The sequence below is a fragment of the Nonomuraea candida genome (assembly GCF_000725485.1).
In the GTDB taxonomy this organism is placed as follows: domain Bacteria; phylum Actinomycetota; class Actinomycetes; order Streptosporangiales; family Streptosporangiaceae; genus Nonomuraea; species Nonomuraea candida.
In genome coordinates this window covers 16926-41826 of the sequence record NZ_JOAG01000082.1, presented here as the reverse complement: position 1 = coordinate 41826, position 24901 = coordinate 16926, and the positions used below count along the sequence as shown (strand labels likewise).

Genomic DNA, 24901 nt, shown 5'->3' with positions numbered 1-24901 from the left:
CGGCCTCGTCCCGGACGGCGCGTACCGTGTCGGCGGCCGCCGTCTTGGCCTGCTCGGCTTCGGCGCGGGCGGCTTCGGCGTCGGCGCGGGCCTGACGCACGTCGTTTTCGGCCTGGTCCTCGGCGTCCCTGGCCAGTTGGGTGGCGTGCTCGATCTTCCGCTCGGCCTCCCGCCGGATGGCGTCGATCTCCTGCTGGGCGGCGGCGCGGGCCTGGTCGATCGCGGTGTCGGCCCGCTCCTGGGCAGCCCGTACCTGCTCGGCCGCGTCTCTGCGGGCCTGCTCGATCTGCTCTTGGGACTCACGTGCTGACTCGGCCAGCAGAGCTTCGGCCCGCTCTTTGGCCTGGTCCGCTTCAGCACGAGCCAGCTCGGTTGCCTGCTCGGCCTGCTCAGCCCGGGTAGCCGCTTCGTCAGCCTGACGGAGAGCATCCTCGGCGACGGTGTCCGCCTCTTCCCTCTCGGAGATGGCTGCGCGGGCGCGCCCTTCGGCTGTGCGGGCCCGTTGCTCGGCCTGCTGGGCGCGGTTGTCGGCCGCAGCCACCTTCTCGGCCGCCTCGGTGCGGATGTTGTCCACCTCGGCCGCCGCGGCTTCCGGGTCGCCGGCGATTTGGAGTTCGGTGACGAGCCGTTGCAGGTCGGCCGTCAGGGCCTCGATGCGTTCGACGGTGCTGCGCTGGATCTCGGCGGCGCGGGCGGTGGAGATGGTGACTGGCCGGCCGAGGTCGTCGGGGATCTGCTCGCCTGCGGCGCGGGCCGCTACCCTGCGTCGCCGGAGCCGTTCCCGATAGGCGGAATGCCGATTGTGCTCAGGGTCGGCGCAGTATTCCGGCGGCCGGCCGGGCTGTCCGATGGGGACGGTTCCGGCGGCTGGGTGCAGTCGGGGTAGGGGCACGTCTTCTCGCCCCCGTGGCGGGTGGTGCCGGGCTCCGTCATGCCGACCATCTTCGCGGGTCAAGGCATCCATGTCAGCCACTTCCCCCCGGCCGGGGCGCGTTTCGTCATTTCGTTTTGTGTTTCGTTTCGTCATTTCGTAGTGAGTGACGTTACTTAATGACGTAACGAAATGACGTAACGACGAAATGTGGTGTCCGGTTTGGGGTCTTTTGGGATCTTTTGCTGGTCTGGCGCGACGTTAGCTCCCGATTGTGGTTCCCTCCGGCGCATGGGAGCTTCGGGAGTAGCGAGAGAGATAAATTTGTCCTACACTTATAGCTGTGCAGGAGCGCGTCTGCGACTCGCGCCGGTGCACGTCTATAGCCCCAGGAAGAAAGGCAACCCCCTGTGACGATCACGACCGTCGAGGCGCCCGAAGCCGACTCGGATGACCTCAAGCTCGTCCCCCTCCCCCGCGGGGTGCTCATCCCGTGCATCGCCGACTGGGCGATCACTGCCTCCATGGGCGGTCACCCTCACAGTGACCGGCTCGGGACGCTCGGCCTGGCCTGCCTCGCGGTCGGCGCGGACCTGGAGACCGGCCACGACGGCACCGACCGGGACGCCATCGTCCGGCAGAGGCACCTCGACCTCTTCACGCGACTGCTGGCGCAGGTCATGGAGGACATCGGCCCCATGAACCTGGTCGTCGCCCCCGCGCAGGCCCGGCAGATCGCCGACACCTTCCACCAGGCGGGCGCCACCGCCCAGACGGTCGAGCTGGACCCGGACATCATCTGGGGCCTGCTCGACAAGGCGGGGCACAGCGACCACGGCGGGTGGACACACGACTCGCGGTGGCCCGAGGTGACCTGCGCCTGCGGTGAGGCCGTGCTCCGCCTGACCGTCCCCGCCCCGGCCGAAAGGTAATCCCCACTGTGGCCCGCACGAACGGGCAAGGCCCGCGCCGTGCGGGCCACAGCCCCAAGTCCACCAGCCGCCCCGCCGACCGGTACGAACGCTTCCTGGAACTCGACCGGCCGGGCGTCTCGGCCGCCGCCATCGCCGAGCAGCTCGACGTGACCGAACGCACCGTCGTGCGCTGGCGGCGGCGTGCTCGCCGCGCCGCGCTCGCCGAGGAAACACCCGACGCCACCCCGAGGCGGGTCACCGACCGGCGCAGGGAGCGCATCGCCCAGCGCACCCTTCAGGCCGCGCTCAACCTCGCCATGCTGGTCCGCGACGAAGACGCCGACGCCTGCCAGGCATTCGTGCAGTCACTCCCCCGCGATCAGCAGGACGCCCTGCCGTACGTGCTCGCCGCGCTCGTGCCCATGGACCGGCCCGTGAGCGCACTCCTGGACTGGATCACGTGGGACGAGAACGGCCGGCCTCTCCCCGGCGCGGCCCCGGTGCCACCCGGCACTCCCACGTGTGTCGCCAAGCGGGTGCCCGCCACCCCGGCGACCGCCAAGTGGCACCGCGACCAGGGCCGACCTCTGTGCGACCCATGCAGAGAGGCGGAAAGCGCGTACCGCCGCGACCTCTACCAGGCCAAGAAGCGGCGCACGCGCGCCGCATGACCGAAGGAGAACCCATGTCCCCCACCACCAACGCCGGCCGTGCCGCCGTCGTCCTCACCACGGCGGCCGCCGCGTTCCTGGTCGCCTGCTCCAGCGACCCCGCCCCTGCCTGCGCGGCCGTCGCGGTCAAGCCGCCCGGCACCTCCTCCTCCAACAGCAGCAGTAGCCGGTCCAGCACCAGCACAGGCGTGGGCCAGACGCAGCCGCAGCGACAGACCCCGGTCCAGCCGCCCCAGCAGCAAACGCAGGCCAAGCCGGTCCAGCCGCAGAGCAAGCCCACCACCGCCGGGACCACCCAGCCGTACCGGCCGGTGCCGACGACCACCAGCGTGCCGACGCACGTACCCGCCAAGCCGACGACGGCCACGAAGGCGGCCACGCCGTACGCGCGTAGCCCGTTCCGCACCTACCCGGCGCAGAAGACCCCGGTCTGGCACGACGGCTACCGGCAGTACCCCGGCTACCCCGGCTGGTACCCGATCTACGTCTACCCGGTCGGCTACGCCGAGGAGTACGGCTGCACCATGACCGGCGTCGAGGGCGCCCCGGCCGCCGACGCCGACCAGGACGGCAGCCCCGACGAGGCGGCGGCCGGCTGGTGAGGTACGAGCCCATCCCCGACGACGAACGCCCCGGCACCGGCCTGGTGTGCAACCTGTGCCGCGTCTCGGTCGAGGTCCGGCCGTGCCCGGTGCACGCCGCCCTGCACGGCACTGACCCCGACCGGTACGCGCTGCTCGGCGTGTGCGGCCAGTGCGGTCGCCACGGGTCGCGGTGCGACGGCACGTGCGGGTGCAGGTGCGCCCACCTCCACCCGCGCGGCGAGACCCCGATCCCCGTGATCGACGGCCAGGCCGCGCTGGACATCTGGCCGGGACCGCCCACGTTCGAGCTCCGCCACCGGTCACGACTCCAGGCCAATGGACTTCCCGCGCGGGAAGTCCAATTCATCCCGATCGCGGTCACCTGACCCGCCGTCCGAGAACCCTCTCCAACCTCGAAAGGAAGAAGCGCGTGACGATCATGCCCGCCACCGAGCCCGCGCCGCCGGTCTACAAGATCGAGCTACCGGCTGGGACGAAGCTCCTCAACGCCAACGACCGTCTCCATTGGCGGCGGCAACAGCCGATCAAGAAAAACCTGCGCGAGACCGCGTGCTGGCTGGCCAGGGCCGCGAAGGTCCCCGCCATGAAGCGAGCCCGCATGGTCGGCGTGTTCGAGCCGCCCAACAAACGGCGCCGCGACCCCGCCAACTGGGCGCCCTCCTGGAAGGCCGTCGTGGACGGCGTTGTGGACGCTGGCGTCCTCCCTGACGACAACTCCAAGTACCTGGAGGGCCCCTACCCTGAGCTGGGCGAAGTCCACCCGAAGGGCAGGCTCGTCCTTTATATCTACGATCTGAGCGACACCGTGTCTCAGACCTGATCGAGCCGGCGGAATTCACAGAGCCGTAAAGTTGTCCTACACTAGCGGGCGTGCGCGGGCGTGTGCACGCCCGCCCGGTCATTTGAACGGGAGGATGTAAGCCCCAGGAATCAGTAAGGACCCAATGAGCCATGAGCACCACCACCCTGCCGGAGCCGCTCAAGAAGACCGCCGTGGACGTCGCGGCCGCCCACACCGCCATCACCTCGGCCATCGACCAGCAGAAGAAGGCCGCCCACGAGCGCAACCTGGCCCTCTTCGTCCTCTACTACGTACACGGGCAGAAGAAGGTCGCGCCGCTGACCCGCAAAGCCGGCATCCACCGCGTTGACTTCTACAAGCTGCTCAAGAAGGCACCCAACGTTTCCACGCTGCCGGAGCTGACGCAGGAGGAGGCCGACGAGGTCATCGCCGAGCAGGTCCAGGCGATCAGCGACAGCGCCGTGGAGGAGGAGTTGGAGCGCGAGCGGCGCATCCGTGGCGTGCTGAAGCTGTCGCAGGCCAGCATCGACGGCGAGCCCTTCACGAACGCTGACATCGCCAGGGTGGCCGGCATGACCCGGACGACGGTCGGCGTTGACCTGGACGAGGCCAAGAAGCGCGGGTACAGCCCTGATGACGAGATCGAGCCGGGCGCCAGCGCAGGCATGATCCCGCTGACGGAGATGGCCGAACGGCTGGGTGTCCCCCGGACTCGCCTCCTGACCCGCGTGGACGCCGTCCGCAGGAACGGCGGCACCATCGAGGGCCTGGCGCGGGTAGGCCGATGGGTGCAGATGGCCGACCCGGAGGTGTTCACGGCATGGTGGGAGCGGCTGCGCCTGGGATGGGTGACCATGGCCGAGTTCGCCGCGTCCCAGGGCATCTCCACCTCCGAGGCGTTCAACCGGCTGCGCCACGCTCGTAAGCAGGGACTGGTGCTGACCACGGCCACCGAGTACGGCGGCGTCGCTCTGTACGACCCGCAACAGCTCGGCGACTGGTGGGCCCAGTATGAGGGCCGGGCTGAGGCCCAGAGCCGCGGCTACGACGACGAGGGCCGCCGGGACCTGAAGGGTATGGCCACGCTGCTCGGCATCACGCGCGAGCAGGCCAAGCAGCGCGTCCGCGCCTGGCGGGAGCGTGACGAGGGCCTGCCGCCACACGTGGTCGACGCGACCGGGCGCCGCTGGTTCGAGCCCGTCGAGTTCGCCGCCAAGGTGCGCGGCGTGGAGCATCTGCTCGGCGAGCCGGTCGCCGAGGTGGTTCCGGCCCGCGCGGTGCGGCCGCTCAACGAGGCGGACGTGGAGTCGGTGAAGGACCTGCTGTACCTCGGTGAGGAGCGGCTGGAGAAGGTGCCCGGCCTGGGGCCGAAGAGTGTGGAGGAGATCCGCCGGCGGGTGCGCGAAGCCGGCTTGATCTTCAAGTAGGCCCTGCTGGACGCTGGTTGAGGCCCCGGTTGGACGTTAGTCCGCCGGGGCTTCACCATGCCGGGCCGTGTTCACCAGTCCCCGGGCGCGCGCCCGCTCTCGCCACCGGATGCCCAGAACGGGCACAGGTGTCGCCGAGCTGTCCGCGCCCGGGGCCGCGCGCACCGGACGGCCGCCGTGGCGTTGACCCTCCCTGCCGGGGTGAACCCGCCCGGCGATCCGAAGTCGCGGCAGGCGGCCACGATGTTCGAGGAGCTGATGGAGCTCCCGGCCGAGGACCGGCGGCTGCTGCTGGAGGAGCTGACCGGCGACGAGGCGCGCGAGGTGTACGCGGCCGCGTACCGCGTCGCCGGCACGTCGTACGCGTTGTGGCGGGACGATCCGGTCGGGTTCGTGGAGCAGGTGCTGGGTGCGGCCGTCTGGTCGGTGCCGCGCCGGTTCATGACCGCGCTCACCGAGCACAAGCAGGTCGCCGTCCCGAGCTGCTTTGGGTCCTCTAAATGCGTATACGGTCGAGATGTGATCATGCTTGCTGACGGCAGTGTCGTACGCGCGGAGTCCCTGGTCGGAAGCGAATTCGAGATGATCGGATGGCAAGAGGACGGCACCCAGACGATTCGTCGCGCCCGAGCCGAATGGAACACCGTGGAACCCGTCTACCGGGTGACCACGGACTGGGGGCGGGAGATCGTTCGCAACGGCCACCATCCCCTGTACGCGGCTGACAATGTGCGACGCGTCCGTTCCGGTGGCCAGGTCGGCACCATCATCCGTACACCGGAGAACATCGGCTGGCGGGCTATTAACGACCTCAAGCCGGGAGACCTTGTGCTCGTCCCGGAGGAGGTTCGTCCGAAGGCAACGCGTCGCATGCCGTTCGAGGAAGCCGCGCTGCTCGGTTACCTGCTCGGCGACGGCGGGACGAGCGCGGGCTTCGTCACGTTCTCCCACTTGCCGGGCGAGGCCCTGGACGAGTTCATCTCCTGCGCCGAGAAGCTCGGTAGTCGAATCGTGGACCTTCAGGTGCGGGAAGGCCGACGCCACCGCGAGATCGCCGTCCGAGGCTATCGGCAGCCGGGCCGCCAATACCCGGTCAACCCTGTGCTGAACCTGGCCCGGAGCTGGGGCCTGATCGGCTGCAAAGCGACCGAGAAGCGTTTCCCGGACATTGTTTGGCAGCTTCACCCTGACGATCTCGCTGTCATCCTCAGCCGCCTGTGGGCATGCGACGGTTGGGCGACCTCGGGCCGAACGAAGAACCGCCCCAACAACTCGGCGATCGGCATCTCCCTGTCCAATGAGGGCCTGATCCGCGACATCCAGCGGGCGATGCTGCGGCTCGGCGTCTGCGGCAAGGTGTCGAAGACGTACTCCAGCCTGAACGGCAAGCGCTTCCCGTACTGGGCGTTCCTCGTTACCTCCGCACGGGACATGCGCCGCATGGTCGAAGTGTTGGACGTGCCCGAGAAGCGGGAGGCAATGAAGGCCGCGCTCGCCGCCGCCGAAAAGCGCCGTCACTCTGAGCTGTGGAGGCACCGTAACGCACCGGCCGGTTACCGGTGGGAGAAGGTTAAGGATGTCGAGCGGCTGCCAGACGATGAGCGGACAGTCGCGATCGAGGTGGACGTCGACCACACGTGGGTCGATCTCTTCGTGGAGCACAACACCTTTTCCTGCGGGCAGATGGTGCTGTGGGCGTCTCTCGTCCACCCGGTCGGCACGGCGCTCGTGGTCACCCTCGCCCCGCTGTGGCGGCAAGTCGCCCGCCAGCTCTGGCCGGAGGTGCGGGCCGCGCACACCCGGGCCGGGCTGCCCGGCGTCGTGGACATGACGCAGTACAAGCTGCCCGACGCCAACGGCGTGGACACCACCGTCGCGTACGGGATCGCCGCCGCTCCGCACAATGAGGCGGCAGTTCAGGGGATTCACAAGGCTGAACTGCTGCTGATCGTGGAGGAAGCGGGCGGCATCGCCACCACGATCGGCGACAACCTGGCCGGTCTGCTCGTCGGCGAGGGCGCCCGCATGATCGCGATCGGGAATCCGCCCACGGACCAGGTCAACACCTGGTTCGAGAAGCTGTGCCGTGACCCCGAGGTCGAGACGATCCCCATTTCCGCGTACGACACCCCGAACCTGACCGGCGAGTATTTCGGGGAGTGCCAGTCGTGCCCGGCCGGTGGACACAGCCCGGCGAAGCACATGGTGGACCGCGAGTGGATCGAGCGGACGATCCGCGTCCACGGCCCCAAGAGCAACTATGTCCGCGCGAAGATCGACGCCAAGTTCCCCAAGGGTTTGACGAACGTGGTCATCCCCGCGGAGTGGGTCGAGGCCGCGGTCGAGATGGAGGAGCCGGAGCTGCGGCCGGGCTGGGCGCGGCTGCGGGACCTCGGCCTGGCCGACGAGGACGGCGCATGGGTCGTCCAGGCCGGCGCGTGGGTGCGGCTCGGCGTCGACGTCGCGTCGGATGGCGGTGACGAGCTGGTGGTCGCCCGCCTGGTCGGGGACCTGGCCACCGTCGAGCACGCCTCCAGCGGGCCGGAGAACGCCGACCCGGTCGCGGTCGCCGGTCTCATCCTGAAGGAGATCCGGCGCGCCGAAGCGCTCGCCGCGGCGATCGGCAGCAGCGACCCGGTCAGGGTGAAGATCGACGGCAACGGCCTGGGCTGGGGTGTCGCCGGGCTGCTGGCGGCGTGGGGGCGGGAGGGTGAGCACGGCGCGGAGATCGTGCCCGTGCTGGTGTCGGAGTCGCCCGGCCGAGAACCGGACGAGGCGACGCTGCGGCCGTTCCTGAAGCGGGACGAGATGTGGCTGGCCACCCGCGCGCTGGTACGGCCGGACGAGCACGGCAACACCCGGCTCCGGCTGCGCGTGGACGACATGACGTCGGGGCAGCTCGCGGCGCCGAAGCTGTTCACCCGCTCGTCGGGGCACTCGCAGGTGGAGTCGAAGAAGGAGATGCGCAAGCGCGGCGTGTCCAGCCCGGACCGCGGGGAGGCGGTGTTGCTCTCCGTGTACGAGCCGGAGGAAGAGGACTCCTGGCGCGTCATCGCCTGAACCGGGGCGAACGAGACGCGCAGCCCTACGTTTCGGTTTGCGCGTATGCCGAATTGTTACCGTCCAAATGTTCACGGCGGGTGTCACTCCCAGTGGTGGTACACCCTTTACGGCTGCTCACGGTGATCGTTACCTTTTGACTCGCGTCCTTACCAGACGCAAGCTTCCCAACCGTCAACGCACACAGCCGTGCGCCTGGCTAGTTACGCTCCGCGAACCCCACCGCGGGCCGGTCCAACCCGGAGGGGGTTCCCGATCGGGGGCGGTGCCGCCAGCGCGTCCGGCTCGCCTCAAACTGGGGGAGATAACCACATGCCATACCCGGAGGGCCACGCGTGGGGCCTCGCGCTGTTCCTCGAACCGGCCGATCCCGAACTCATGTGGCGGCTGGCCGACCGCCCCTACGTGACGCTGCCCGACGACCTCAAGTACATCCCCGTCCCCGAGCAGGAGGAAGGGCTGGTGTTCGAGGTCCTCGACCGGGTGTGCGTGAAGTGCTGGCAGCGCTTCGACATGGTCGTGTGGGAGCCGTGCCAGGCCGACACCGACCCCTTGCACCACCTTCACGGCGGCGTGATGGCGGAGCGCGCCCCGCGGACCAAGCCCGCCCCGGGCACGACGGCCAAGGAGGTCGCCGCCCGCCAGGCCCGCGCCCGGCAGAAGCGAGCCCGCCGCGAGACGGTCGCCCTCATGCAGGCCAGCCGGATAGACGGGCTCAACTGACCTCCGCATGACGTAAGCACGTCGGGCCCCTACCGTGCGCCGGAGCCCGCCACCCGCACCAGGGCGGCGACCGGCACGGAGGGGCCCAGGTGTATTACGACCCGAAAGAAGACCTTGAGCGCGAACGCGGCACCGAACGCGGGGGGCAGCTGGCCCGGGTACGGCGCGACGTCGCCGGCCTGCTGATGCTGGCCCTCGGCGCCCTGGCCACCGTGGTGGCCGTGGCCGGCTGGCATCCGCTGATCGGGGTGGGGCTGGCGGGCGTCTACCTGATGGTCGGTGGCTGGTTCGTCGCCTCCGACTCGTCCGAGTAAGCCGGGGGCCGCCCTGATGGCACGCCGATTCCTGCCCGGCCTGCGCGCCACCGAGACCACCGCGCAGCCCATCCCCCAGCTCAGCCCTGCCGAACGCCGCGAGCTGGTGGAGACGGAGCTCAAGGCGCTCGTCCCCGCCACCGGCACCGTGGCAGTCTCGGACTGGTCGTCGCACCTGTCGGCGGCCGCGCGTCGCGCCTGGCCGGTGGACCGCGCGGTCGCGGAGGCGTTCGAGCGCACGGTGTGGGTGTTCAAGAGCGTGGACTCGATCGCGGAGCACCAGTCCGACCTCGACTTCGTGGAGCGCCACCGCAAGTCGGGCGAGCTGGTCGAGGATGATCCGCTGCTGGAGCTGCTCAACGACGGGCAGGCGAACGAGCTGGAGACGGGCAGGCAATTCCGCTACCGGCTGTCGGCGCAGGTCCTCCTGTCGGCGCGGGGCGCGTTCGTGGAGATCACGAAGGACCGGGGGGGCCGGCCGATCCGTCTCGACCTGCTGCCGCCGGGCCGCACTCGGCCGGTACCCGGCCTGAGAGGCAAGCTGCTGTCGCATTTCGAGACGATCACCCCGGACGGCATCCGCATACCGATCCCGCCCGACCGGGTCCGCTGGTTCCGCAAGCCTCACCCGACCGACCCGTACATGGGCATCACCCCGTTGCAGGCAGCCGGTCTGGCAGTTGACCAGGACTTCCTCGCGAAGATCTACAACAGCTCGTTCATGCTCAACGACGGCCGCCCCGCCGGCATCCTCTCGGTGGAGGGGCGCAGTAACCCGGCGGACGCGGCGAAACTTGAGCAGAGGTTCGGGCACGGGCCGGTCGAGGCGGGCAAGCTGACCGTCATCGGCGGCGGCAAACTCAGCTATGTCGATCTCGGCGCCACGCCCAGGGACATGGCGTACGGGGAGATGGCCGCCCGCGCCAAGGAGGAGGTCCTGGCGGCGTACGGCGTCGGCGAGACCGTGCTCGGCAACTCCTCGGGCCGGACGTGGGACAACGCCGAGCAAGAGCTGTTCACGTTCTGGACGATCACGATGAAGGGCCACTTGCGGATCGTCACGACCGGGTTCGGGCCGGACATGGCGAAGGGCGTGCGCGCCGAGTTCGACACCAGCACGGTGGAGGTGCTGCGCCGCACTGCGGAGGCCCGCCGGCGGGAGGCTCGCGAGGAGGTCAAGGAAGGGCTGATCAGCCCGGACGAGTACCGGGAGATCGCCGAGTACGAGCCGTACGGCCTTCCCCACACCCGTGCGATCTACGTGGCGCAGGGCAAGACGCCGATCCCCACCAGGCCCGAGGACGCCGAAGCGCTCGGGCTCGCCGCCCCGGACGCGTCCGCCGCGCCTCCGGCAGCACCCGGCGGGGAACTGCCGCCGGGTGAGGAGCTGCCCGCAGGCCAGGCCGCGCCAGAGGGCGGCCAGGTCGATCCCGACGACCCGGCCACCGGGCAGGCCATGGCCATGCTTCAGGGCATGCTCGATGAGGACGCCGACGCCCTCGACGACCAGGACGAGGATGGCGAGGACCAGGACGGCGAGGAGGAGGGGCGGCAGCGGCGGGGACGCCGACCCGAGACCAAAGCCCTCCCCGAGCCCGCGCCACCGGCCGACGACGTGCGCGACCGCATCGAGCAGGACCTGCGGGCGGCGCTGCAGCAGCTCGTCCGCCGGCTGGTCCAGCGGACCGCCGCCCGCGTCGCCTCCCCCAAAATCCGCAAGCACACCAGGCATTTCGTGCCCGAGTACGAGCAGGACACCCGCGTCGGCGCCGGGCCGCTCGACGCCGAACGCGTCGCGGACGTCGAGCAGTGGCGGGAGGAGGCGGCCGCGGTGCTGACGCCCGTCCTGGTCGCGTCGGCCGCCGCCGTCGCAGGCCCCGACGCCGCCGCCTCGGTCGGTGCGGCCTCGCCGCCGATCAGCGAGGCCCGCGAATGGCTCGTCGCCGAGGTCGTCGGGGCGGCCCGCCTCCTGGGCGCGCTCATCCGCACCCTCGACGCGGGCGGGGCTGACATTGACCGTCTCGTGTCCGAGGTGCGCGCCCAGCTCCCCGGCCTGGAGAGGTGGGCGGCCCGCGCCGGCGTCCAGGCGGCGACAGGGCTCACCCACGCCGTCGAATACGTCGTGATCACTGACGCGGTAGGGGCGGCCGGCATGGTGTCGGCGATGTGGCGGACGCGCGGCGACGACGACGTACGGCTGTCGCACCGGGACGCGGAGGGGCAGGTCCGGCGGGCGGGCGTGCCGTTCGACGTGGGTGACGCCCGCTTGCGGTGGCCTGGCGACTTCGCCGCCCCGATGGAGGAGACCGCCTACTGCCGGTGCCGCCTGCGCTGGATCGTCTCCCCCGCCTGACCCTCCCGGCGCGACGTTAAGCCGCCGAGTCGGCACCCTGCACCCTCGCACGCACACCACGGGGGCATGGGGGCTGGTTTGTCCGACTACGACGCATGGGATGTCAAGGCGCGCCGCGGGCTTGGCGTCAAGTTCGATGACGACCTGCACCCGCGCGACCGCAAAGGCCGGTTCATCGAGACGAACGCCCTCGTGTCGGTGTGGGGCGGCGGCCGAGGCACCGTCGTCAAGAACGTGGGCGGCGGCCGGCTTGAGGTCCGCATGGAGGACGGCCGCCTCCAGCGAATCCACCGCAACTACCTGACCGTGCAGAAGCGGCCCGGCGGCGGAAAGCCAACCGGCCGGGCCGACGCCGCGCCGAAGGCGATGCAGGTCGAGCAGGCCAGCCCGGACGCCGAGGACATCACCCCGGCCGACACCAGCCGTATGCGGCTCGCCGACCTGACGGACGGCAACGCCACGATCCTCATGTACGGGCAGGACGAAGACGGGAACGAGGTCGCGCGGATCGGCCTGATCTCCAAGGTCAACCGCGTGCCTGTGGACGGCGTCTACGGCTACAAGGTTGAGCTGAACGTCGGGGGCGGCCAGTACGAGACCGTGTACTCGCAGATGGCGCGTGACCTGCTCGCCGGGATTCTCGCCGACGACGACCGCGACTCCGGCGCCGCCAGCAGGGCCGACACTACCGCGCGGCCCGCCCCGGCCGGCACCGGCCAGGCCGCCGACACACCTCAAGCCGCGACGCCGTCCACGCCGCGCACCGTGGTGCCGGGCGATCTTGAGACCGGTGACCGGGTGACGTTCGACGTGCCGGTGACGGCCTCGAACGTCGAGCGGTTCTCCGGGCCTGGGGCGAAGAACCCGCCCAAGGTGGGCGCGACGGTGACCGTGCGGGGGGTGGTCGAGGGCGTCGAGACCGACATGTTCGGCTGGTCCCGCGTGCACCTGCGCCGGGAGGGCGCCCAGTGGCAGAGCGCGGGCGGCGGCGGCCGACTGGAGGGTGCCGGGCTGGAATGGGAGCTGGACGAGGAGCACGTGGTCCACCGGACGGGCAAGGCCGGGGCCCGGCAGCGCCGTGGCGGCCCTGCCCCGGTGCAGGCCGCACCGCAGGGTGGCCTGTTCTCCGAGGTCGGCCGTGAGGCGCAGGGCACCGAGGACATGTTCACCGCGCACGAGCGCGACCAGGAGCAGGATCAGGCCGAGTCGGCCCCGGTGGCCGACCCCGTCGACGGGCGGGCCATCTTGGAGCAGGCGCGGTCGCGGTCCCTGGTCGACGCCGCCCACGCCGCCATGCGCGAGGGTCGATGGCAGCGGGCCCGGCGGCTGCTCGCCGAGGCAGAGGAACTGTGGCCGGACGCGCCTGAGCGCGAGCAGAACCGCCGCCGGGAAGTGCTCGACGGCGTCAACGAGGGCGAGAGCGCCGAGCGGGCCGAGCGCGCCGCCGGCGTGCTGCGCAACGCCCGCGCCGATGTCGAGGCAGGCCGGTACGCCGAGGCGGTGGCGCTGCTCGATGTGGCCGACAAGGAAGGGCTGGACGACCCGGACGGGCAGCGGGCCGCGCTGCGCGAGCGCATCACCCAGGAGCAGGAGCAGGAGCGGGCGCGCGGCGGCGAAGACGAGGGCCAGGCCGACGCCGACACCGACACCGGCGCCGCGGCGGGTGGTGAGGAGCGGGCCAAGGAGCTGTCCCGGCAGGCCAAGCAGGCGTTCGAGGCCGGCGACTACGGCCGCGCGCTGCGGTTGCACAACGAGCTGTTCGAGGCGTGGCCGGACATGCCGGAGGAGATGCGGCGGCGCATGGAGCGCAACCGGGTGGTGATCCAGTCGCAGTGGCGGCGCAAGGGCTCCGATGAGGACCTGACCGCGTGGGCCGGGACGCAGCTGCGTGGCAAGCCCGGCACCACCGAGGTCACGCCGCTGCTCAAGGACTTGGACCGGGGCGACCGGCTGTATCTGCCGAATGCGGGTGGGCGCGGCGGCCGCGAGGTGATCATCCTGGGCGTGCCGGAGAAGATCGGGAAGGGCCCGCGCGCCCGGGGCCGCATCTCCTACATCGACTCGGATGGGCGGCGCGGGTCGGAGGACCGCTCATGGAACGCGCGGCTCACCGTGCTGCGCGGCTGGGAGCCGCTGCCCGAGGACGACGGTAGCGCGGACGCTACGCCGGATGAGGGGCGGCGGCTGGAGCGCGAGCTGTCCGTCCGGCCTGGCCTGCTCGGCAGCGATGTCGAGCAGCGTCTCGCCAAGGCGCGCGGGCGGCTGATCGAGGCCCTCGGTGGCGACGACCGGCATGCCGTCGAACAGGCCGTAGCGAACTACAAGCGGGAGTTGAATGCCGCCTACCAGGGGCTTCCGCGCACGATGCGCAGGCGGGAGATCGCCCAGGGCGAGATCACGAGGGCGACCCGCGCCGTGGGGGTTGCTCAGCGCGACTGGACGATGTCCCACAACGAGCTGCCCGACCCGGGCACGCTCGACGTGGCCAATCTCAGCGACGCCGAGTTGGAGGAGCTGGCGTGGCGAGCGCGGAACAATCCGGCAGGGGACGGCATTGTCCAGCGGGTCCTGACGAAGGTGACCGACGAGCAGGCCCGCCGGAGGGCGGAGCGGCAGCGCGAGGGGAACAAACTCACCACAGTTGACACTAATCGTGATGATCGTGTTACGGTGAGTTCTAGAATTGGCGCCCCCAAGACCGGGCCCGCGCCGGATGAGGAAGGCAGCGATGAATCAGTACGGCGCGACCGCGATGAGGCACTGGCAGACGTACCTGCCGCAGGCGTACGCGGAACTGGACGACCCGGAGGTCTTCTTCGGGAAGCTGGGGCAGAGGGTGAGCGCGCAGATAGCGGACCTGGCCGAGGAGATGGCCGGGAAGGCTCCCGCCGGGGAGACGTTCCAGCAGAAGGTGGAGAGGCTGGAGGCCGCGAGGCGGCAGGCCCGCGAGAAAGTGATGGCGGAAGAAGTGTTCCTGACGCCCGAACCCGGACGGGAGGACGAGGAGCTTCCGGAGGCGTAGCCGACGCCGGCGGCCGGTTCCGGCCCGCGTCGCAGGCCGACCTTGCCCCGTCCGGGGAGAAGGCCAAGGCGCGGGCCAACATCGCCGCCGTCCGCACCCTGCGCAACGCTGGGCAGGTGGACGAGCAGGCGTTCGCCCGCCGGCTGAAGCGGTGGGAGTCGTTCTCCCCCGAGCGGGACGAGCTCCGGTCGATGCTGTCGGCCCGGGAGTGGAACGAGGCCAAGCGCAACACCCTCAACGCCCACTACACCGACGCGGGCCTGGTGGGCGCCATCTGGGACGCTGTCCAGAAGCTGGGCTTTACCGGCGGCAACGTGCTCGAACCCGGCAGCGGGGCGGGCACGTTCATCGGGCTCGCGCCCGAGCAGGCCCGCATGACCGGCGTCGAACTCGAATCGACCACCGCGGCGATCTCCCAGGCGCTCTATCCCGACGCCGAGATCCGCAACGAGAGCTTCGCGGACACCCGTGTCCCCGACAACAGCTTCGACGCCGTCGTCGGGAACGTGCCGTTCGGCGACTACGCGCTGCACGACCGGACCCACAACAAGGGCCAGCACTCCATCCACAACCACTTCATCATCAAGTCCCTCGCGTTGGCCAAGCCGGGCGGCCTGGTCGCGGTCATCACCTCCCGCTACACCATGGACTCCGAAGACTCGCGGGCGCGCCGCGAGATGGCCCGCATGGGCGACCTGGTGGGCGCGGTCCGCCTCCGGGAGGGGGCGCACCGCGCCGCCGCCGGCACGGACGTCGTGACCGACGTGCTCGTCTTCCGCAAGCGCGCGGAGGGTGAGGAGCCCGGCGACACGTCGTGGATCGACGCGCCGGTGACGGACGTCAACGGCTCCCCGCACCCGGTCAACCGGTACTTCCTCGATCACCCGGAACAGGTGCTCGGCGAGATGACCACCGGGCGCGGCCAGTTCTCCGACCACGACCTGACGGTGAAGGGCGACCGGAACGCCGGGCCTGGCCTGGCTCGCGCGCTGGACCGTGTCGTCGCGTCGGCGCAGCAGACCGGCATGACGTACACGCCGGCCGAGGAAGGCCCCGGCGACCGGGTCGTGATCGCTGCTGGGCGGCAGCGTCATGACGGCGCGCTCGCCGTGCACCCGGACGGTTCGTTCACGCAGGTCATGAACGGGCGCGCGTACCCGATGGAGGTCCACCCGGAGCACCGCGACCAGCTCGCCGCGCTGATCGGCCTGCGTGACGCCGCCCGCGCCCTCCTGGAAGAGGAGGCGTCCACCAGCGACGACACCCCGTACCTGTACGAGCTGCGGATCGAGCTGAACCGCCGCTATCAGGACTACACGGCCCGGTGGGGTGCGGTGTCCAAGCGGGCCAACAAGCGGTTCACCCCCGCCGAGGCCAAGGCCGCAGCCGAGGCCGAGGGGCGCAAGGCCGGCGACGACGACATGCTGCCCACGGCGGTCGGCCATGCCTGGGACGACCCGGCCATGGCGATCGTGTTCGCCCTGGACGACTACGACCCCGACACCAAGCGGACCCGCACCGCCGACATCCTCGAAAGGCGGGTCACGGCCGCCCGGTCCGACGTTACGTCCGTCGATGATCCGGCCGACGCGCTCGCGATCGTCATGGACCGCACCGGCGGCCTGGTCGACCTGGCGCAGATCGCCGACCTGCTCGGCGTCGACGAGGACGAGGCGCGCAGGCAGCTCGGCGACCGCGTGTACGAGGTGCCGCCCGGCGACCGGGATCTTCCCTCGGCCGGTGTGCTCGCGGGCACCCGGCTGGTGTCGGCGGCCGCGCGGGGGGGGGGCAGGGGGGCCGGCAAGGGGGCCCGACCCGGGCCCGTTGGGGGGGGCCCCCGACCGGCGCCCGGCCGCCGCCATCGCCGAGGCGCTGCTCAAGCAGCAGACGATCCGCGTCACTCGCACCGTCAAGCTGCCCAGCGGCGGGAAGAAGTCGTACCCGGACCCTGAGGGCACCATCGCCGCGCAGCAGAAGGCGCAGGAGATGGCCGACCGGTTCTCCGAGTGGATCTGGGAGGACGAGGCCCGCGCCGAACGGCTGACCCGGGAGTACAACGACCGGTTCAACTCCTACGTGCTGCGGTCCTACGACGGCGTCAAGCCCGCGCTGCCCGGCCTGGCCGATGGGTGGAAGCCGCGCGAGCACCAGAACAGCGCGGTCACCCGCATCCTCAACGAACCGGCCGTGCTGCTCGCGCACGAGGTCGGCGCCGGCAAAACCGCCGAGATGGTGATGGGTGCGATGGAGCTGCGCCGCACCGGCCTGGCGAAGAAGCCGGCGATCGTGGTCCCGAATCACATGTTGGAGCAGTTCACGCGCGAGTTCCTGGAGTGCTACCCGAACGCGAACATCCTCGCCGCCGGGACCAAGGACCTGGAGAAGGACAAGCGGCGCCGCTTCGTCGCCCGCGCGGCCACCGGCGACTGGGACTGCATCATCTTGACGCAGAAGGCGTTCGAGAAGATCGACATGACCGCCGACGCGCAGCGCGCCTACATGGAGGAGGAGCTGCAGCAGCTCCGCGACCAGATGGAGCGGGCCAAGGAGCACGGGGAGGACTCCCGCGCGTTCAAGCAGCTCGAAAAGCAGCTCATGCGCGCGGAGGAGCGGCTGAAGGCCAAGCTCGACGCCAAGCGCGACGAGGGCAACATCTACTGGGAGCACACCGGCATCGACTACCTGATGGTGGACGAGGCCCACATGTACAAGAACCTGCGCACCCCCTCGCGGATCGAGGGCGCGGGCATCGCCGGTTCGACCCGGGCCAGCGACTTGCACATGAAGCTGCACTACCTGCGGTCCAAGTCCGAGTCCGGCCGCGCCGTCACCCTCGCCACCGGCACGCCGATCGCCAACTCGGTGACCGAGGCGTACACGATGATGCGCTACCTCCGCCCCGACCTGCTCGAAGAGGCGGGAATCGAGGACTTCGACACGTGGGCGGCCACGTTCGGCAACGTCGTCACCGACGTCGAGATGAACCCGGACGGCAACGGCTTCCGGATGAAGGCCCGCTTCTCGAAGTTCCAGAACGTCCCCGAACTGCTGCGCATGTACCGCATCAGCGCGGACGTGAAGACGGCCGCCGACCTGAACCTGCCCACTCCCACGGTGCGGCGCGACGCGAACGGCAAGCGGGGCGAGACGATCGTCACCCCCGCCGATGACGCCCAACTGGAGTACATCCAGGAGCTCGGCGTGCGCGCCGAAGCTGTCCGGGCGAAGCGGCCATGGGAATGGGTCAACGACCCCGTACGCGGCATCAAGGGCATGCCGAGGGCGCAGTACGAGGAGCTCTACGGGGAGGTCCCGGACCCGCCGGAGGACCCGGCCGACCGGGGGGGAGGGCCGGAAGATCGGTGCCGCCGCCGACCAGATCGCCGCCATCTGGAGCGAGACCAAGGACCGCGTCTACCCCACGTCCAAGGACGATCCGACGCCGCACCCGACGCCGGGCGCCATGCAGATCGTGTTCATGGACCAGGGCACGCCGAAGGCCAAGCAGTCCAAGAAGAAGGCCGCCGCGGCGGCCGTGGATGAGGATGCTCCGGCGATCGTCGGCGACGGCGACCAGTCCGATTGGGCGGCCTATGACGAGATGAAGGCGCAGCTCGTCGCGCGCGGCATCCCCGAGAACATGATCCGCTACATCCACGAGGCCAACACCGACGCGCAGAAGGCGAAGCTTTTCGACGACGCCCGCAACGGCAAGATCGCCGTGCTCATCGGCAGCACGGAGAAGATGGGCACCGGCACAAACGTCCAGGCCAGGGCGATCGCCCTGCACCACATGGACGTGCCGTGGAGGCCGGCGGACCTGGCCCAGCGTGAGGGCCGCGTGGAGCGGCAAGGCAACTTCAACCGCGGATTCAACGCCGAGGGCGTCTACGACCACGACCTGTTCCGCAGCAACGACCCGAACGCCCCGGTGGGCGAGGTGCGCGTGCTGCGCTACGTGACCGAGGGCACGTTCGACGGCTACAGCTGGCAGACGATCGAGCGCAAGGCGAAGTTCATCGCCCAAATGCAGAAGGGCAACCTCGACTCGCGCGAGATGGAGGACATCGGCGACTCCGCGCTGTCCGCGGCCGAGGTGAAGGCCCTCGCGCCGGCAACCCCTACCTGCTCGACAAGGCCAAGGCCGACGCCGACGCCCAGCGGCTGGAGCGGCTCCAGCGCGCCCACGGCCGCACCCAGGCCGGGCTCGAAAGCAAGGTGGAGCGGCTCGGCCGCGAGATCCAGGTCCACCGCGAGAACATCGACGAGTGGCGCGACGTGCTCGCCACCCGGACGGACACGCGCGGCGACCTGTTCGAGATGAGCTTCGAGGGCCAGGACGAGCCCATCACCAAGCGGACCGACACCTACGACCTGATCCTGAAGGCCGTCACGGAGATGCGGGACGGCCCATACCGGGACGGCGACCGCGTCCAGATCGCCACCCTCGGCGGCCACCCCGTCTACGTCACCAGGACGCGGGCACGCCGCGGCGACAACTGGTTCCGCGCCGTGCAGGTCGGATTCGACTGGCCGGGCGGCTCGCAGTCGTACATCAGCAGCGAGATCACCGAGGGGTCCGGGCGCGGCATGCTGGCCACCCTGGAGCGCCGCCTGGAAGGACTGGAAGCCCTCATCGAAAGCGCCGAGAAGTCGATCGCGACGAAGACGGAGCAGCAGGAGATCTCCCGGTCAATGATCGGGCGGCCGTTCACGCACGAGGCGCAACTGCGGGAGGCGCAGGCCCGCGCCAAGCTGCTGGACGACATCCTGAAGACGCAAGCCGTCCTGGACGAGCTGAAGGACGAAGCGAAGAAGCCGGCCGAGGAGCGGTCGGAGGCGTACCAGGAGGCCGCCGCCGAACTGGTCGTGCTCAAGGCCAGTCTCGACGTCGCCCGTCAGCAGGTGGTTCCGGACCCGGCGGCCGAGCCGGACACCGACATCACGCCCGTGATCGAGGACCCGACGCCGACCGTCCGCACGGACGACGACGGGTTCGCTGTGCCCGACGTCGGCGAGGACTTCGCCGCCGCCGACGACCTGGACGCTCAGGTCTCCCCTGACGCTGACGTCGACCAAGTCGGCACGGTTACGCCCGAAGGAACTTCCCGCGCGGGAAGTCCAATTGATCCGGATCAGCCAGGCCCGGAGCCGGTGACCGTCCAGGACGGTGAGGCCGAGCAGCAGGCGGCGGCCGACACCGCCCAGGACGCCAGCGTGGACGAGCCGAGCGCCGTCCCGGCCAACGTCGAAGACGAGCCCGCGGAGCCGGACACGCCGGCGCCCTCCCCCGCCGGGGAGGAGACACCCGAGGACACCGCCCCAGCCCCGGACGCGGCGCGTGAAACCGAGACGGTGGAGCCGGAGGACCTCCGGCCGGGCGACCGCATCCGGTTCGTCCGGACCAGCGACGGCGTCCGCCGTATCCGCACCCGTGGCGGCGGCACCCGGCTCGCCCAGTCCGAGGGGCGGGTGTGGGAGGGCACCGTCCCCGCCAACTACCGGCCCGGCAGCGCCGTACGCCTGCAGGACGTGGTGGAGACCGAGGGCAACCAGCCCGCCCGGTATGTGGCCGATCCCGGCCTTGTACGGCTCACAGACGCCGTTGATCGACTCGGCACGGACGAAGCCTCCACCTCGGCGGCTGAGGCCGTCAGGCTGCGCGACAGCCGCGTGCAGGCCCGCGAGGCCAACCGCGCGGAGCAGGCGCAGCGGCGCCGCCAGATGCTGGAGGAGGAAGGCGGCACCGGCCTGGCCGACGCCGTCGAGCAGTTTGAGGCCGCCGCCGCCCGGGGCAGCGGCGCGTCCCGGCGGGAGATCGAGGACGCATGGCTGCACGCCGACGCGGCGCTCGCCTCGGCGGAGGAGACCGCGACGCACTGGGCGCGGCAGGCGCAGCTCAAGACCCTGCGCTCCACCCTGCGCGACCAGCTGTTCATGGCGGGCGGCCGTGAGGGTGACGCGCGCCGCCGCGCGGCCGAGTGGGAGCAGGCCAAGGCCGACGCCGACCGCATCGCCGACGACGGCACCCCCGCACCCGTCCCAGCCGAGGACCTGGCGCCGGGCGATCGGGTGGACACGCCGGCCGGTGACGAAACCGTCGTCGTGGAGGAGGTCACCCACGCGGGCGACGTCACCTTCACCACCGAGCGCGACAGCCAGGACCGGCGGACGATCCGCGCCCGCAAGGACGGCACACAGGTCACCAAGCGCACCGGCGGCCGCAAGGCCAACCCGCCGACCATCGACCAGGTGCAGGCCGCCGACGTCGAGGTCGGGGATTGGCTCATCGACGACGACGGCACCGCCGCCAAGGTCGTCACGATCGACCGGTCCGGCGACCGGATCACGTTCGAGGTGGACGGCCCCACCGGGCCGTCCCTGGTGGACGCCGACTTCGGCGAGATGGTGACGCGCGGCCGCGGGCTGCGGATGAAGAGGCCGCGCAAGCCGCGCCCGCCGCGCGAGCGCAAGCCGCGCTCCACCATCACGACGTTGGACGACGGCACCCCGGCCACGCGAGTCCGCCTCCGGTCCGACATCCGTAAGCGGGTGCTCGGCCTGGCGATCGAGGACGACGCCAACGCGCCCGAGCAGGCGCGGCTGGCGGCCGCCCGTCTGCGCGGGTCGCAGCCGATGAGCGCCGAGCAGATGCGCGCCCTCGGCCAGTACCTGCGCACCCTCGCCGCCCAGGACCGGCCCGCCGTCCAGCGGCGGTCCCTGGAGCGGGCCGCCTCCTGGGTGGACGCCTCCTACGCCCGGCTGGCCGGGTATCCGGCGCCGCCGCACGAGGCGCACCGCGACGCACCGGAGAAGGCCTACCCGGAGAACCTGGCCGCCGGGGACATCATCGCCATCCCGGACAGCGCGGGGGGCGAGATTCAGCCGGTGCGGGTCGTCGACGTGAAGCCGACGCCTCGCATGCCGTTCGTGACCGCCGTGGTGGAGCACGGCGACGGCCGCCGCGAGCAGCGCATCCTCGCTGCCGGGGTGGACGTGTGGCTGATGCCGGACCTGCCCGCCGACGTCGAGGTGCCGCCGACGCCGGACGACGAGTTCGACCCGGAGGAGCACATCCACCCGGACCGGCTGGAGGTCGGCGACGTCATCCGCCACCCGATGCCCGGCGGCAGCCCGTTCGGGCGGGTGATGGCGATCCGCAAGACCTCCAAGCCGTTCGCCGACGTCGAGGAGTGGCAGGTGGATCTCGCCACCCTGGACGAGCAGGACCGGCCGATCCAGCAGACGAGCGTCACCCTCTCCTCGCGCGGCGCCCCCTCGGTGGTGCGCACCTGGCGCGGGGAGCTGTCGAGGCCGCAACCGTGGGACGCGGCGCTCGACAACAGCACCGGGGACGGCATCATCACCCCGGATCAGGTCGAGGTGGGCGACCGCATCATCGTCACCGACGCTGCCGGCAGCACACGGTCGGGCACCGTCACGTCGCTCATGGGCGTCTATGACGACGACGGGCTGCAGGTCGGGCAGACGGCGTTCCTGCGCGGCTACGACGGCGAGACGGACCTCGCGCCGCTGCTGGAAGGCACAGAGATCATCCGGCAGGCGAAGGGCGGGGCCGGAGCTGCGGAGCGGCTGCATGCCCAGATGGAGGCACAGGCGAAGGCCGCCCGCCAGCGCGCCATCATCCGGGCGCTCGCCGACGCGGAGACGGGCCTGTACCGGCAGGTGGCGGCGACGCTGCTGGGCGAGCTCGACACCACCCCGCTGGTGCCCGCCCGGGAGCGCGACGGGGACGAGGTGTACGCGCAGGCGCTCACCCGCCTGGAGGAGATCCTGGAGCGGCAGCCCGAGGGCCTGGCCGAGCAGGTCGCCGACGCGCTCGAACCGCCGACTGACGAGCAGCACGCCGAGATCGTCCGCACGCTGCGGCCGGTGGTCGCCGAGGTGCGGGACCGGGCCGCGGCGAACCTGGTGGCGGCGATCGGCGAGATCGACCCGCTGCCGGGCGAGACGTGGGACCAGGCGTTGCGCCGCGTCATGACCCAGTACCGGGACATGCCGCCGTCCGACTCGCTCGTCCGCGCCGGGGAAGCGCTCGCGAAGGCGGACCTGGACGGCAGGACGGACGCGGACGCCCCCGGCCTGCCCCAGGTGCGGGAGGCGGACCTGCCCGCCCGCATGGCCGCCTACCGGGCCGCGCTGCCAGAGGACCTGGCCAACATCGGCCGCAAGCAGGTCCGACGTCCGGTCTTCCAGCCCACCAGCCTGGCCGACCTGGAAGCGGGGCAGGTGCCGGCGGCCGACACCATCACCACGTGGGTGGACGACATCGCCGACGACGGCGGGCCGGGCGAACACGCGATGCGGCACCTCGCCGTGCTGCACGCGGCCGGCGCGGACCTGGACAGCATCTACCGCGCCCGGCTCGCGGACGCGGACCCTGCCGGGTTGGAGGCCAAGTTCGGCGACATCGAGGCGCGCGCCCTGGCCTTGCGGGAGGACGCGTACGTCGCGGACCAGAACCTGCTGGCGGCGAAGAAGCGCACCCGCAGCCAGGTGGCCAAACAGTTCGGGTTCTCCTCGATGAGGGCGCTCAACACGAGCGCGTCCTACCAGGTGAAACTCCAGGCCGCGAAGGCGTGGAAGGAGGCGTACGCCGACGAGGAACGGGAGCGCGACGCCGCTCTCGCCGCCTACCGGGCCGCATCCGACGAGGTCGCGGACAACCTGCGGGCCCGCCGCGAGGCCCGCCGCCAGGCCGCGATCGCTGCGCTGTCCACGGTGCGGGACCTCGGCGGCGAGGGGCTCGAATACCGGCGTGACGGCGGGCTGCTGCTCGATACGGACCGGTACTTGCAGGCGATGCGGATAGCCGAGGCCGGCTACCCGTCCGACTGGCTGGCCCTGGCCCGCGAGCAGGGCGCCGTCGTCGTCGAACCGGGGGCCGGTAACTACGCCGAGCGCGGCATCCGCGGCTGGCGGCCGCGGATCACGCTGCCGTGGGAGTCGGTCGACCAGACCATCCCGGTGGACGGCACGTGGGAGCAGGAGGAGACGCGCGCCGCGCAGATGGTGGGCGGCAACGCTGCGACCCGCGCATCGGTGCACGAGTTCGGGCATCACATGGAGAAGATCGTGCCCGGCCTGGTGGCGGCTGAGCGGGCGTTCCTGTGGGAGCGCACCTCGACCGGCCCCGTAGGCGCGCGGGAGCGTAACCCGCTCCAGCAGAAGCCGAACGGCGACGAGATCATCCACTACCGGGACGGGTTCGACGACGACTACACCGCCCGCGAGTACAACGACCAGGCGTTCGAGGTCTTCACGGTCGGCGTGGAGACGCTGCTGGCCGGGTCCACGTACGCGGACAACGACGACGACCACCGGGCGTTCACGTTCGGCGCGCTGGCGCTGCTCGGCACCAGCACGCAGGGGCCGCGCCGGTCCCCGCTGACCGGCGTCAACCTGTCGGAGCTGTCCGAAGCCGAACTCCGGGCCCTCCTCGCGAAGGTGTGGGGGAACCCGGACGAGGTCGCCCAGGTGATGGCCGCGCTCGACCGGCTCGACACCAAGACGGGTGACCCGCTGGCCGGGGTGGAGCTGGAGCGGCTCGACCTGGGCAGCCTCGTCAGCCTGCTCGGGCAGGTGGACGACGACTACAGCGTGGCCCGCATCAGCGCCGCCATGGAGGCGTGGGAGACGTCGCGGCGCGAGCAGGACGAGGAGGATCGGGCATTCGCCGAACGGTCGGCCCACGTGGACCAGCTCGTCGCCGAAGGGATGCCGGAGCTGGAGGCGTGGGCGCAGGTGCACGGCGTCTCCTACGAGGAGATGGAGCGGGACCTGCGCGACGGCGACCGGATGGACGGGGAGACCCGCGACCAGATGGCCCGCCGGCATTACGACCTGTGGGTGCACAACCAGTACCTTCAGGCCGTGGCCGACACGAAGGGGTACCTGCTCAACCCGGAGGGTGTGGCGGCCGGGATCGACGAGAAGTCGCTGTTCTCGGGTCGGCGGGACCGGGCCCGCAAGTACGCGTCGGAGGAGCTGCGCCGCTGGTTCGACGCGAACGGGTGGATGAACTTCACCGAGTTCAAGGCGCAGCAACTCGGCAGGGAACGGGACCGGCGGGCCGCCCTGGCGGGCCGCCGGGCCGCACGGGACTTCAACCGGTAAGA

General features: G+C 71.2%; 15 protein-coding genes. 14 read left to right on the top strand and 1 reads right to left on the bottom strand.

What is annotated here, in order from left to right; all coding sequences use genetic code 11:
- Positions 1–964, bottom strand: a 964-nt coding sequence (locus tag IO39_RS42195) for a hypothetical protein (protein ID WP_157549722.1), incomplete at its 3' end; no start/stop codon positions are given.
- 317 nt (positions 965–1281) lie between these two features.
- Here IO39_RS42195 and IO39_RS42190 point away from each other — a divergent pair.
- The 14 genes from IO39_RS42190 (at position 1282) to IO39_RS42125 (ending at position 24899) form a co-directional block, all read left to right on the top strand.
- Entirely contained in the window at positions 1282–1803 is a 522-nt protein-coding gene (locus IO39_RS42190; RefSeq protein ID WP_043636867.1) for a hypothetical protein, read from the top strand.
- A gap of 8 nt (positions 1804–1811) precedes the next feature.
- Positions 1812–2456: a helix-turn-helix domain-containing protein gene (locus tag IO39_RS42185; protein WP_043636866.1), complete on the top strand. Its 645-nt coding sequence runs from the start codon at positions 1812–1814 to the stop codon at positions 2454–2456.
- 14 nt (positions 2457–2470) lie between these two features.
- Positions 2471–3058 (top strand): hypothetical protein, encoded by a 588-nt coding sequence (locus IO39_RS42180; protein WP_043636863.1) that lies wholly within the window; start codon positions 2471–2473, stop codon positions 3056–3058.
- Positions 3055–3426 carry a hypothetical protein gene (locus tag IO39_RS42175; RefSeq protein ID WP_043636860.1) on the top strand — a complete coding sequence of 124 codons (372 nt, stop codon included), beginning with the start codon at positions 3055–3057 and terminating at the stop codon, positions 3424–3426. Before IO39_RS42180 ends, IO39_RS42175 begins: the two co-directional genes overlap by 4 nt.
- Before the next feature lie 44 nt (positions 3427–3470).
- Positions 3471–3881: a hypothetical protein gene (locus IO39_RS51540; protein ID WP_052424104.1), complete on the top strand. Its 411-nt coding sequence runs from the start codon at positions 3471–3473 to the stop codon at positions 3879–3881.
- Between the two features lie 131 nt (positions 3882–4012).
- Positions 4013–5290 (top strand): DNA-directed RNA polymerase subunit alpha C-terminal domain-containing protein, encoded by a 1278-nt coding sequence (locus IO39_RS42165; protein ID WP_043636857.1) that lies wholly within the window; start codon positions 4013–4015, stop codon positions 5288–5290.
- A 177-nt stretch (positions 5291–5467) separates the two neighbouring features.
- Entirely contained in the window at positions 5468–8350 is a 2883-nt protein-coding gene (locus IO39_RS51535; RefSeq protein WP_169789217.1) for an LAGLIDADG family homing endonuclease, read from the top strand.
- A 312-nt stretch (positions 8351–8662) separates the two neighbouring features.
- Positions 8663–9073: a hypothetical protein gene (locus tag IO39_RS42155; protein WP_043636854.1), complete on the top strand. Its 411-nt coding sequence runs from the start codon at positions 8663–8665 to the stop codon at positions 9071–9073.
- A gap of 89 nt (positions 9074–9162) precedes the next feature.
- Positions 9163–9387, top strand: coding sequence for a hypothetical protein (locus IO39_RS42150; protein ID WP_043636851.1), 225 nt, complete (start codon positions 9163–9165; stop codon positions 9385–9387).
- A gap of 16 nt (positions 9388–9403) precedes the next feature.
- Complete coding sequence (locus IO39_RS42145; RefSeq protein ID WP_043636848.1) at positions 9404–11740, top strand: phage portal protein; 2337 nt, start codon at positions 9404–9406, stop codon at positions 11738–11740.
- A 66-nt stretch (positions 11741–11806) separates the two neighbouring features.
- Positions 11807–16714: a winged helix domain-containing protein gene (locus tag IO39_RS58435; protein ID WP_245642582.1), complete on the top strand. Its 4908-nt coding sequence runs from the start codon at positions 11807–11809 to the stop codon at positions 16712–16714.
- The gene (locus IO39_RS53645; RefSeq protein ID WP_500690342.1) at positions 16623–18305 is read left to right on the top strand and encodes a helicase-like domain-containing protein; all 1683 of its coding nucleotides are present in this window, start codon (positions 16623–16625) and stop codon (positions 18303–18305) included. The genes IO39_RS58435 and IO39_RS53645 overlap by 92 nt, the downstream gene beginning before the upstream one ends.
- Positions 18226–19086, top strand: coding sequence for a helicase-related protein (locus IO39_RS51525; protein WP_052424101.1), 861 nt, complete (start codon positions 18226–18228; stop codon positions 19084–19086). The genes IO39_RS53645 and IO39_RS51525 overlap by 80 nt, the downstream gene beginning before the upstream one ends.
- A complete protein-coding gene (locus IO39_RS42125) occupies positions 18981–24899 on the top strand; it encodes a hypothetical protein (protein ID WP_043636840.1) in 5919 nt (1972 codons plus the stop codon). The genes IO39_RS51525 and IO39_RS42125 overlap by 106 nt, the downstream gene beginning before the upstream one ends.
- Positions 24900–24901: the final 2 nt, after the last annotated feature.

Coding starts and splice junctions, on each gene's coding strand:
- IO39_RS42180 (WP_043636863.1), top strand. CDS start 2,471: ATGTCCCCCACCACCAACGCCGGCCGTGCCGCCGTCGTCCTCACCACG.
- IO39_RS42165 (WP_043636857.1), top strand. CDS start 4,013: ATGAGCACCACCACCCTGCCGGAGCCGCTCAAGAAGACCGCCGTGGAC.
- IO39_RS42155 (WP_043636854.1), top strand. CDS start 8,663: ATGCCATACCCGGAGGGCCACGCGTGGGGCCTCGCGCTGTTCCTCGAA.
- IO39_RS42145 (WP_043636848.1), top strand. CDS start 9,404: ATGGCACGCCGATTCCTGCCCGGCCTGCGCGCCACCGAGACCACCGCG.
- IO39_RS58435 (WP_245642582.1), top strand. CDS start 11,807: ATGGGGGCTGGTTTGTCCGACTACGACGCATGGGATGTCAAGGCGCGC.
- IO39_RS51525 (WP_052424101.1), top strand. CDS start 18,226: ATGCAGATCGTGTTCATGGACCAGGGCACGCCGAAGGCCAAGCAGTCC.